Below are 11,179 nucleotides of genomic sequence, written 5' to 3' on the forward strand. Positions count from 1 at the left end.
CACTTCCTACTGAATCAAAGTGTCGATAAGCACGTCCACTTGCTTCTGTTGCTGCTGGTCAATCACACCAGACTGTCCTTGTAATTCGCCGCTGGCAATGGCGACATCACCATCTTTGGAGATACGAGCAATGATTTGCACTTGCTCAAATTGAGCCAATGTTAATTCCGCCATCATCGCATCCGCTTGCGATAAAGTCACCGTCATTGGCAATGAAAATTCAGAAAAACGCTTTACTGCCAGAGGCATAGGCGGCCCGGAAGCAGCTTTAGCATAGACAAACAAAATGGCTTGATGGGGAATGCGATCTTTAACTTTATCGGCAAGCGCGACAGCAACCGTTATTTCATCACCGGAGCTTTGCTGCGATTGACTAATGCGTTGCTCGATTTCATCGATGCGCTGCGCCACCATGGCATAACGCGGGTCGTCTTGACGCATGGACGATAAAATAAGCTCAAAGGCACTTTTTGCTTCAAGCCAATCTTGGCGTTCATAGGCTATCAGCGCCAACATGGAAATCGCATCCATGTTTTGTGGCTGCTGCTGCAACACTTGCGAGAGTAACTTTGCTGCCTGCGTCATACTGCTGTCGTTACCCCGAACCAGTAGCGCTTGTGCGTAGCTGACTTTAGCGCCTAAGTTGTCTGGGTCCATGGCCAATACTTTATCAAAAGCTTGAGTGGCCATTTCAAACTCGTCCAGAGTCATAGCAACGCGTCCTAACATCAGCCAGGCAACGGCATCATCGCCATCTTGTGCCAAGCGGGTGCGAAGCCCGAGTAATAACGCTTGTCGCTCGTTGGCCGACAATGGCTCACCTTTGCCCATCACCGCGCGCTCACCTAACTCAGGCAGTTGTTCAATAGCCTGCTCCCAGCTCTTTAGCTGCTGATAACTGCCAGTAAAATAGTAAAACACGCCACTGAGGACCACCACAAAGAGCACCCCTGTTAACGCCAAAATACGGTTATTACCTCGGCCATGTAGCTGTTGCTCAGGTGATAAATCATTCAGTAAACGACGCTTCAGCTCAACCATGGACTCGTCAAAACTGCTTTGTGAGATGCGCTCCATGGCGAGTTCGTCTGCAAGCTCTTGCTGACGTTGATTGAAGATGTCGATACGCTGCGCATTAACGCCTGAATTACTCTGTGCCTGAAAACGTCGAAAAAACGGCCAGCAGACAAACGCTAAAGCAATAATAATCAGGGCAGCAAAGCCCCCCCACATAGTAAGCATTACGCTGACTCCTTACGCTGATATTGCTTGATAAGTTGCTGCAGTTTTTGCTCATCGGCCGCTGACCAACTTGCTTTTTGCGCCGCTTTCTTTTGCCGTAAAACAATAAAAGCTAAGCCAGCAATAACGATCAGCCCTGGCAAGATCCATAATAAAATGGTCGCAGGGGTGACTGGCGGCTGATAGTGCACAAAGTAACCATAACGATCGATCATATAATCAATCACTTGGTCTTTATTTTGACCCTGTTTAACGAGCTCTTCGACTTTATCGCGTAAATCTTTGGCCACCACGGCATCAGAGTCAGCGATGTTTTGATTTTGGCACTTTGGACAGCGTAGCTCTTTGGTTAGCTCTGAAAATAGCTGTGCTTGGTCGTCAGTAGCAAAATCGTACTTTTCCTCCACAGCAAGTGCTGGCAGCGCCAACATCAGGACTATGGCTAATAGTAAATATCTCATTGCGCCTCCTGCATTAAGGGTGCGAACTTAGCGCGCCACACACGTTGGTTAATGTCGCCGGTATGATGCACAAGCACTTTCCCCTCGCTATCAATGAGGAAGGTTTCGGGCGCGCCTGAAACGCCTAAATCAAGAAGAAATTGGCGATCTAGATCAAGCATGTTGAATTGATATGGGTCGCCTGCACGAGCCAACATATCACGCACTTCTTGCTGCAAAGCAGCGAGGTTAAATTGACCGTCAAAGTCAGGGTCGTAGCCTTGCTCATAATACAAACCAACAATACTAACTCCCTGCTCGCGCAACTCGGTCAAATAACCCAGCTCCGCCAAGCAGGTAGGACACCAAGTGCCCCATACGTTGAGTAAATAGGTTTGCCCTTGCAAGTCGGCATTGGTCCAGCGTTTATCTGGATCCATGAGATCAGGCAAGTCAAAGGCCGGCAAAGGCTGATTCACGCGACCGCTTTGTAATTCGCGCGGATCCGAGAAAAGGCCTTTGAGTAAAAACCCGCATAACAGCACGAAAACTAATAACGGCGTAATCACTATCCACTTTTTACTCATGACTGACCTTCCTTACGCACGCGGCGGCGATAGCGTCTATCGAACAACACAACAAACCCAGCTAAGGAGATTAATATCCCACCTAGCCACATCACCCGCACATAAGGTTTATGGTACAAGCGTAAGGACCAGGCATTACCACTGAGCTGCTCACCAAGGGCCAGGTATAAATCACGAGTAAAACCTGGGTCAACCGCAGCTTCGGTCATAAACTGCATGCCGATGTCATAGCGGCGTTTTTCTGCATGTAATACGGCTTCCACCTCATCGCCATCAAACACAGTGACGACGCCAGCGTGTCCACTGTAATTGGGGCCGCGAATGACTTTCACACCATCAAAACGGAATTCATAGCCGCCCAAGGCAACTTGCTCACCGGGCTCAACGCGCACGTCTCGTTCGGTGGAATAAGCCGATGTTAGGGTGACCGAGATCACGACTAAAGCAAGACCGACATGGCCAAGCAGCATCGCCCAATAGCTCAAACCGAGGCGCTTAATGCCAGTGGCCACACTGTTTGCTTGTGACACTTTTAACAACAGGTCTTGGGCGCTCATGATTAACACCCACACTCCAAGGCCGGTGGCCAATAGCGTTAAGGCACTGACGTTATCGAAGCTGCTATACAGCCACACCGGCGTCGCGATCAGTGTCAGGACTAGCCCGAGGCCATACTTACGTGCCACTTGGCTAAACTTATTCTGCTTCCAGCGTAGCAATGGTGCGGCGCCTAATAGCAAGGCAAAAGGCACAATTAAATAACTGAACATCTGATTGAAGAACGGCTCACCAATGGAAATAGACCCAAGGCCAAGCTCCTTGTGCACCATAGGAAGCAAAGTGCCAAGCAGGACAATAAGGGTTGCCACCACTAGTAAAATATTGTTTAGCCACAGTGCGACCTCACGAGAGAATAGGCTGTAACGCCCCTCACTTTGTACCTGCCCTGCACGCAGTGCATACAGCAACAAGCCACCACCGACGACGATGGCTAAAAACGCCAAAATAAACATACCGCGATCTGGGTCTGACGCGAACGCGTGCACCGAGACGATGATCCCTGAACGCACGATAAAGGTACCCAGTAAACTCAGCGAGAACGCTGCGATGGCCAATAGCACAGTCCATGACTTAAAGATGCCGCGTTTTTCCGTGGTCGCTAAAGAGTGCAATAATGCGGTGGCCACCAGCCACGGCATCAGTGAGGCGTTCTCTACTGGGTCCCAGAACCACCAGCCCCCCCAGCCAAGTTCAGCATAAGCCCACCAGCTACCAATAGTAATACCGAGAGTCAAAAAGCCCCAGGCAGCCATCGTCCAAGGACGAGACCACTTGGCCCACAAATTATCTAGCTGACCGGTCAACAGTGCGGCAATAGCAAATGAGAAAGAGACAGATAAACCCACATAGCCCATATACAGCAATGGCGGGTGAATAATCATGCCAGGGTCTTGCAGCAAAGGATTAAGATCGCGCCCTTCTACTGGAAAGTAAGGTAATAAGCGTTCAAACGGGCTCGACATCAATAAGGTGTAAAGCATAAAGCCAACCGCTAAGAACCCAAGTACGCCGAGCACCCGTGCCCGCAGCGGCCATGGCAACGATTTAGACATCAGCGCCACTGCGGCTGTCCAACCCGCTTGCATGACCAGCCATAATAAAATAGCACCTTCGTGGCCACCCCAAGTCGAGGTTATTTTGTAATACCAAGGTAGCGTGCTACTGGAGTGGTAAGCAACGTAGGCGACGGTAAAGTCATCGGTGACACTGGCGTAAATAAGAGCCGCGAAAGAGAGCAGAACAAAAATGAATTGGCCCACGGCCAACGACGGAGCTGCACGCATTAACCTGAGATTACCGGTATGCGCACCCCACAAAGGAAATATAAACAACAGTACACACAGCACCATTGCTAAGGTTAGGGAAAAGTACCCGAGCTCTGGAATCATAATTTAGTTGCCGTAATTGCTATTGTATTTAGGTTTCTCGTGTTTGATACCCTTCACCGCTTCTGCCACTTCCTCTGGCATGTACTCTTCATCGTGCTTGGCGAGTACCTCGAATGCCTCAACCACATCGGTCTGCACTAAGGTGCCCTGGGCTACGATGCCTTGGCCTTCACGGAATAAGTCCGGCAAGATGCCTTTGTAACGGATGGTAACCATAGGGCCACTGTCGATCAGTTTAAACTCTACAAATAGCGAGTTTTCGTCGCGCTTGACTGAGCCTGGCACCACCATGCCGCCAATCCGTAGTTTTTGGCCAATGCTGGGTTTTTCCAAATCTTTACCCTTGCCTTCAATCAGCTCACTGGGGGTATAGAAAAGGTTAATGTTCTCTTGCAACGCATACAGAGTAAGCCCCACCGCCGATGATAAACCGAGTAATAAGGCAATAATGGTGATTAAGCGTTTTTTGCGTCTTGGGTTCATAGTGACGACTCCTGCTGCGAGCGTTTCGCCCTCTCAATACGTTGCTCTCGTGCGCTTTGAGCGGCAACCTGCTTGAGCACGTTACGTTTCTCTAATAGCGAGGTCACTAAAAGCGCAATCAAAATAAATGCACAGCTGCCGAAGGAAAGCCATACATAAAAGCCATACCCACCCATGGCGAGAAATTCAGAAAAACTATTAAACTCCATGTTTTGCTCCTGTGGCGAGTGCTCTCACCCACGGTCGATGTTGTTCACTTTTTAACAGCTCCGTTTTCAAACGGATCAACGTTGCCCAGCCTAAAAAACCAGCAAAAGCGACAATATTAACCATTAACGGCCAAAACATACTTGGGTCGATGGCAGAGGTATCAAATTTAGTAATGGTTGAGCCCTGATGCAGGGTATTCCACCACTCGACTGAGAAGTGAATAATCGGTAAGTTGACCACTCCGACAAGGGCCAAAATAGACGCTGCCTTGCCTCCGGCACGTTTGTCTTCAAAGGCATGGTACAAAGACAAGACCCCTAGGTATAAAAACAACAGGATGAGCTCTGAGGTTAAGCGCGCATCCCATACCCACCAAGTACCCCACATAGGTTTACCCCACGCGGCGCCGGTCAATAATGCGATCACCGTCATTGCCGCACCCACTGGCGCAATAGCAATCACCGCCAGTTGGGCATTGCGAATTTGCCATACTAACGCGACGATGGCGGCAATGGCCATCGACGAATAAGCACCCATCGACCAAATAGCCGACGGTACATGAATGAAGATAATGCGATAGCTGTCTTTTTGTTGGTAATCGGCCGGCGCATAAGCCAACCCCCAAACCCAACCTAAGATCATGCATATCACGGTAACCACTGCAAAAAACGGCAACAGTGTGTTACACAGCGTGTAGGCCCGCTCGGCCTTGGCATAGGGATGTAACCACTTCCACATACTAGTTAATACTCACTTTCAATGCTGATGAAACGGCAATAGGCGCAAGCACGATGGCGACGGTAAGAAATGCACCTAAGATTGCGAGCTGACCGCCATAAGCCAACGACATGCTGGCTGTATCAATGGCGGAAGTCGCAAAAATCAATACGGGAATGTACAGCGGTAAGACCAACAAACTGAGTAACACTCCCCCTTTTTGCAAACCCACGGTTAACCCCGCGCCGATCGCCCCGATCAAGCTTAATAATGGAGTACCGATAAGCAACGTTAACAACGTTGCATTGAGGGCCTGCATTTCTAAATTCATTAGTAATGCGAACAGTGGTGTTAATAACACCATTGGCAAGCCTGTAATGGTCCAATGCGCTGCAATTTTTGCCGACACACTCAGCGACAAAGGGAATGGCGACAATAATAACTGCTCCAAAGTACCATCTAGGTAATCATCTCGGAACATTTTATCCAAACCCAACATCGTCGCTAGTAAAGCAGCGACCCAAATAATACCCGGCGCCATACGTGCCAATAAGTTTGGCTCAGGACCCACGCCAAGTGGAAACAGTGTAATCACGATTAAGAAAAACAGCAGCGGATTAACAATATCGCTGCGCTGGCGAAAGGCAAGACGCACATCTTTTTTATACACGCTGGCCCAAACTCGCCAGTAGGAGTGCTGCTGAATCATTAAATGCGATACTCCAACTGCAACTTACTGAGGTGAGAAAAGTGCGCGGTCAAGTCTTGGTGACTGGTGAGTAAAATCGCCCCTTGTTGGGCTAAATGCTGAGCGAAACGCTGTTGCAATAATGCCACGCCTTTTTTATCTACAGCAGTGAATGGCTCATCTAAAAACCACAGTTTGGCATCATTGAGCCATAACCGAGCCAAGGCAACACGGCGCTGTTGGCCAGCTGATAATTGTCGCACCGGAACATCTTCTAGTCCTACTAAGCCAAGATTGCTCAGCACATCATAAATATTGAGGTCGGTTTTCAATCCGTGGGTATCAAGCCAAAACTGACAATTTTCTAATGCATTTAACTGTGTGTTTACACCCGTTTTATGGCCAATAAACAACACCTGCTGCGCATAGTTTTCGTAGTCACGGCGAATACACTTTTGCATAAAGCGCACTTGCCCTTGCATAGGCTCTGAAAAGCCCGCCAAAATGCGCAATAAAGAGGTTTTCCCAGCCCCATTAGGCCCCTCTAACTGCATGATCTCCCCAGCGTTTATCGAAAAGCTAAGGTCTTCAAACAGGCATCGCTCTTGCTTAATGCAAGTGACTGCGTCAACGTGTAACACGAACAGACATTCTCAGTGCTTAAAATTGGGCGATAGTCTACCATAATGCTATGCTAATGCGAAAAATTGCGGGCAAAACTTTGATCTTGTTTCGGGGGTAATATGTCGGGCCCATCTGCCCCTTTAATTCATCACACACAAACGCTGAGCATCGCTGGCGATACGCAGCAGGCTAAGACACTCACGCTGCCCACTGAGCAGCCCTTGGCGGTTAAAAATGTTCATATCAGCGCTGACAAAGCAACAATGCAAGTTCAGCTACAAGGTCAATGGCGTACCCTCGAGGTTCCCCTGCAATCAGCACCAAAGGGGCCGCTACCATTAACTATTGAGCAAGGCACCGTACAACTTAATGCTCAAGGGCAACTGCAATTAACGCCCAGCAAAACCTCGCTGCCCCTTGGCTCCGCTCAGGATATAATGCGTTTGCTTGGCGCAGCTTTAACCAATGGTCAGGGCCAAGTTGTAAGCCCAACGCGTTTGGCGCTAACCGTGCAATTAACTGACAAAGCAGCGTTATCAATACCGGCGCTTAATGCCAGCTTGCATCTAAATAAATCCAGTGCCGAGATAATTAACGCTCAGCCATCGCCGACATCCTTGATCGTTCAGTTAGTGAAAGGAAAGATACAGGCCCACTTACCGCTTAGTGGAGGGAGCCAATTACCACTGCCGATGAGCCAACAAAAGCTCGTTGCCATGCTGCTAAAGACGCCGATGAACTTGCAGTTGCTACCACGTCCCGATGGTAAGCATGCTCAGCTCAACCTGGTCGGTGGCCAAGCGAATAAAGCCATATTGACCTTGCCGATAAACCGAACCGTATCGGCTCAACTGCCAACTCAGGGTCTCACAACAAGCCTGGGGGTGGCGCCAACATCACCTGCGTTACAACTCAAACTGCAATTGCCGCGTATTGACTTACACGTTGCCCGCCCACAAGTGATTGTGGGCACTCAAAGCACCGCCAAGGCCTCCCCGGCAACACAGCAACTCGGTGATAGGCCGGTAACAGACAACAAGGCAAACCCCTCATTATGGCAGCATGCTAAGCAACAATTACAGTCTTGGCAGCAAGGGCGAAGTGCGCCAAGTATCAATTCACTCGCAAGTGCTCAGCAGTTATTACAAAGTACTGCAAAACCACTACTGAGTATGGTGCTACTTGATTCGCCGAAAAGGCTTGAACCGGTGTCACTCAGCGCCTTCAATGGCGCGGCAAGACACAACGCCATGGCGCAACCATCAAGCCCAGGCGTTGAGGTGAGCACCTTGCTTAATACCCTTCGCAGTCAATCGCCGCTATTAGCATTAACCGCACAGATGCAACACACGGTAAAAGCGACCTTGGTGCCCGGGGCTGCTAAAGAAACGGTATCAGGGGCACAGCAAGTACTCTCCTTACCTCTCAGCAAGGCGTTAATGGCACCACTAATAAAACCTTATACAGCACAGCACAGCTTGACTCATCACCTTACCAATCTAGACACTCTGGTGCAGAACGCGCCTAAAGAGCTACAGCAACTCGTCAATCAAGCTTTTAGTAAAATGGTTGGACCGCATACCCCGGCAGCCAACACAGTCAATCAGTTGCAAGCCCAATTGCAGCCTTGGTCACAGCCTGTCAGCCAGTACCGTGCAAGCGTCACTGCTCAAATCGATACTCTTTTGCTATCACTGTTGGGCGCTCAGAGCCTACAACAACTGCCAAGCACCATGGCTCCTCACAGCCAAAGCGCCTTGATGCCACTGATAAACCTACTTTTAGCCCAAACACCGCAAGCGCCAGCGTCTGCTGCTGAGCAAGTATTACAGCAACTGCAAAGTGCGGGAGCGCAAGCATTAGGCGGCGATTTGGCAGCCATTAAACAAAGTATGACGCCACAGTCCAGCGCTCCACAATTAACAACGCAGCAAGATTCTAACCCTTTGGTACAGCTGTTTTTACCTATGCGCTTGCCACCTGAAGCAGGACAAACGCAGCTAAGTATTGGTCGCTACAAAGAAAAGAGCCAACAAGGTAAAGGCGAAGACGTGTGGTTTGTGCGTATGCAATTTGACTACCCGAAATTGGGCGAGCTCAGTGTGCAGGCGCACTTGTGTAAGCAAACCCTCAATTGTGAACTTCGCGCCAGCTCTCAGGCTTTGCACCACCTTGCCAACGAACACAGTGAAACACTAAGACGCAAGCTGCAAAGTCACGGCCTCGGTGTTGCGCCCATTAAGGTTGAGCAGGTGAGTGAACAACAAGTACAACAGTGGCGGCAGTTTTATCGCCGTCATAGTATCGTTAATTTAAAGGTGTAGTATGACAGCATCGACTCAACGCAGTGCCATTGGACTGCTCTACGAGCATGGCAGTGCGCCAACCGTATCAAGCAAAGGGTTTGGCGAGTTAGCCGAGCACATTATCGAAGCAGCGCAAGAACAAGGCATTTTAATTCACCAAGATGCTGATTTAGCGAAGACCTTAGAAAAGCTCGATCAAGGCCAAGAAATCCCCAAAGAGCTTTATTATGTGATTGCTGAGCTTATTGCCTTTTCCTATGTATTACGTGGGAAGTTTCCACCTGGGTGGCAGAACTTTAGCAATAAGCTCAATGTGAAAGCTTAATTTTTCTGATGCAGTGAGAACAGTAACTCAGCTTCTGCCCGAGGTAGCTCACATTCGCTCATGACTTCTTCCATGGGCGCACCTAGCTCAATCATTTTTACTGCTCGAGAGTAGATTCGCGCTTGCGGGTCTGCTTCACGAATAGTGTCTTGCTGTTGCGCCACTTCTTCGGTGCGCTGTTGAATTTGGCCAATACGGTTGCTCATATTTGCCAATGCTGTGCGCAACTCACTGACCTCCGCACGCAAAATTTGCGTTTGTGATGACGCCTGTTTTTCAGTGTCCATGTTTTGTCGCAGCGCCCGCATTTGCCGCACCAATTGCGACGTACGTAACCACAACACTATTACTAAAACCGCCAGCAATAACACTATGCTAGCGGCTATCATATACAGCAGATTCGGGTCTTTCATTACTTAGATATTACTTAACTCGTCCCACTCTTCATCACTGAGTAGTTTGTTTAGATCCACCAAAATCAGTAACTCACCGTCACGGTTTGAGACCCCTTGGATAAACTTAGCACTCTCTTCTGTGCCAATGTTGGGCGCACTGTCGATTTCGGAGCTGCGCAGGTACACTACCTCAGCAACCGAGTCGACCAAAATACCAATAACCTGCTTTTCCGCCTCGATAATCACAATACGAGAGTTGTCAGTGACTTCAGCGTCAACCAACCCAAAGCGTGAACGGGTATCAATCACGGTAACCACGTTGCCCCGCAAGTTAATAATACCCAGGACATAACTGGGTGCACCGGGCACGGGCGCAATCTCGGTATAACGAAGTACTTCTTGTACCTGCATCACATTGATACCATAGGTCTCTTCCTCTAACCGGAAGGTAACCCATTGCAGTACCTCATCACTGCTGTCTACATCTTTCGCTGATACTATTCTTTCTTCGCTCATACTTAGCTCCATAACGCCGTCTGTCATGAATCGGCCTTGGTTACCAATTAGTTTGTGCCTGATTACTCAGCCTGACTGTCTAACCCTTGCTCTAAAAGCAGTTGCAGGTTATCCACATCAATTAAAGCACACATTTTTTCTTTTATAACCCCAGCAAGCCACGGACGCTTACCATGGCTTTGTCGCCACTTTACGTCTTCACTTTTCAGGGTTACGTTGTTGATCAAATTCTCAGCGGCTAATCCCCACTGAGATTCTCCAAGCATTATCACATACTTATAGTTTAATGCCTGTTCCAAGTTTTTGTCATATTTTTCTGGCATTACCCAGCGGGCAGTGTCCACAAGGCTAACTTTTTCATCGCGGTTTAACATCACCCCTTTAAACCAAGGTGGTTTCCCGAATAATTGGTTTACTTCACCAATCTGGTGAATACCACCGAGAGATTTCAGAGGCACTGCTAATAGCAAACCAGCCACGTCAAAAAACAGCGCCTGAAATTCGCCCTGCATATATTCTTCTCGCGCCGCCTGTGGCGCGCGCAGCTGAGTGCCAGAGGATGCAGGTTTTGCCTTATTAATTGCCTGAGCAATATCCTCAACGTGCGTACTGGATTGCTGTTGCTGTTGCTGTTGCTGTTGCTGTTGCTGTTGCTGTTGCTGTTGCTGTTGCTGTTGCTGTTGCTGTTGCTGTTGCT

At 49.0% G+C, this 11,179-nt stretch carries 14 protein-coding genes; 2 read left to right on the forward strand and 12 right to left on the reverse strand.

The window, feature by feature from the left end; all coding sequences use genetic code 11:
* Nucleotides 1–6 precede the first annotated feature (6 nt).
* The 9 genes from ccmI to ccmA are packed head-to-tail and all read right to left on the reverse strand — an operon-like array spanning nt 7 to nt 6,957.
* Nucleotides 7–1,242 carry a c-type cytochrome biogenesis protein CcmI gene (gene ccmI, locus EXT46_RS17690; RefSeq protein WP_130148891.1) on the reverse strand — a complete coding sequence of 412 codons (1,236 nt, stop codon included), beginning with the start codon at nt 1,240–1,242 and terminating at the stop codon, nt 7–9.
* Nucleotides 1,242–1,703 (reverse strand): cytochrome c-type biogenesis protein, encoded by a 462-nt coding sequence (locus EXT46_RS17695; protein ID WP_130148893.1) that lies wholly within the window; start codon nt 1,701–1,703, stop codon nt 1,242–1,244. The genes ccmI and EXT46_RS17695 overlap by 1 nt, the downstream gene beginning before the upstream one ends.
* Nucleotides 1,700–2,269, reverse strand: a complete 570-nt coding sequence (locus EXT46_RS17700) for a redoxin family protein (RefSeq protein WP_130148895.1) — start codon at nt 2,267–2,269, stop codon at nt 1,700–1,702. The genes EXT46_RS17695 and EXT46_RS17700 overlap by 4 nt, the downstream gene beginning before the upstream one ends.
* Complete coding sequence (locus tag EXT46_RS17705; protein ID WP_130148897.1) at nt 2,266–4,218, reverse strand: heme lyase CcmF/NrfE family subunit; 1,953 nt, start codon at nt 4,216–4,218, stop codon at nt 2,266–2,268. Before EXT46_RS17705 ends, EXT46_RS17700 begins: the two co-directional genes overlap by 4 nt.
* Nucleotides 4,219–4,221: 3 nt before the next feature.
* Nucleotides 4,222–4,701 (reverse strand): cytochrome c maturation protein CcmE, encoded by a 480-nt coding sequence (gene ccmE / locus EXT46_RS17710; protein ID WP_022944767.1) that lies wholly within the window; start codon nt 4,699–4,701, stop codon nt 4,222–4,224.
* On the reverse strand, nt 4,698–4,910 hold the full coding sequence (gene ccmD, locus EXT46_RS17715) for a heme exporter protein CcmD (protein WP_022944768.1): 213 nt from the start codon (nt 4,908–4,910) through the stop codon (nt 4,698–4,700). Before ccmD ends, ccmE begins: the two co-directional genes overlap by 4 nt.
* Nucleotides 4,900–5,649: a heme ABC transporter permease gene (locus EXT46_RS17720; protein WP_022944769.1), complete on the reverse strand. Its 750-nt coding sequence runs from the start codon at nt 5,647–5,649 to the stop codon at nt 4,900–4,902. The genes ccmD and EXT46_RS17720 overlap by 11 nt, the downstream gene beginning before the upstream one ends.
* A gap of 1 nt (nt 5,650) precedes the next feature.
* Nucleotides 5,651–6,337 (reverse strand): heme exporter protein CcmB, encoded by a 687-nt coding sequence (gene ccmB, locus EXT46_RS17725; protein WP_022944770.1) that lies wholly within the window; start codon nt 6,335–6,337, stop codon nt 5,651–5,653.
* Nucleotides 6,337–6,957 carry a cytochrome c biogenesis heme-transporting ATPase CcmA gene (ccmA, locus tag EXT46_RS17730; protein WP_081604405.1) on the reverse strand — a complete coding sequence of 207 codons (621 nt, stop codon included), beginning with the start codon at nt 6,955–6,957 and terminating at the stop codon, nt 6,337–6,339. The genes ccmB and ccmA overlap by 1 nt, the downstream gene beginning before the upstream one ends.
* Nucleotides 6,958–7,059: 102 nt before the next feature.
* Here ccmA and EXT46_RS17735 point away from each other — a divergent pair, with 102 nt between their 5' ends.
* On the forward strand, nt 7,060–9,264 hold the full coding sequence (locus tag EXT46_RS17735) for a flagellar hook-length control protein FliK (protein ID WP_130148899.1): 2,205 nt from the start codon (nt 7,060–7,062) through the stop codon (nt 9,262–9,264).
* 1 nt (nt 9,265) lies between these two features.
* On the forward strand, nt 9,266–9,571 hold the full coding sequence (locus EXT46_RS17740; protein ID WP_022944773.1) for an EscU/YscU/HrcU family type III secretion system export apparatus switch protein: 306 nt from the start codon (nt 9,266–9,268) through the stop codon (nt 9,569–9,571).
* Here EXT46_RS17740 and EXT46_RS17745 read toward each other — a convergent pair.
* The 3 genes from EXT46_RS17745 to EXT46_RS17755 all read right to left on the reverse strand — a co-directional run.
* Nucleotides 9,568–9,984 (reverse strand): DUF2802 domain-containing protein, encoded by a 417-nt coding sequence (locus EXT46_RS17745; protein WP_130148901.1) that lies wholly within the window; start codon nt 9,982–9,984, stop codon nt 9,568–9,570. The genes EXT46_RS17740 and EXT46_RS17745 overlap by 4 nt on opposite strands.
* A gap of 3 nt (nt 9,985–9,987) precedes the next feature.
* Nucleotides 9,988–10,482: a chemotaxis protein CheW gene (locus EXT46_RS17750; RefSeq protein WP_022944775.1), complete on the reverse strand. Its 495-nt coding sequence runs from the start codon at nt 10,480–10,482 to the stop codon at nt 9,988–9,990.
* A gap of 62 nt (nt 10,483–10,544) precedes the next feature.
* Nucleotides 10,545–11,179, reverse strand: a 635-nt coding sequence (locus EXT46_RS17755; RefSeq protein ID WP_130148903.1) for a chemotaxis protein CheW, incomplete at its 5' end; no start/stop codon positions are given.

It is taken from the genome of Pseudoalteromonas sp. CO325X (genome assembly GCF_004208955.1).
In the GTDB taxonomy this organism is placed as follows: Bacteria; Pseudomonadota; Gammaproteobacteria; order Enterobacterales; family Alteromonadaceae; genus Pseudoalteromonas; species Pseudoalteromonas ruthenica.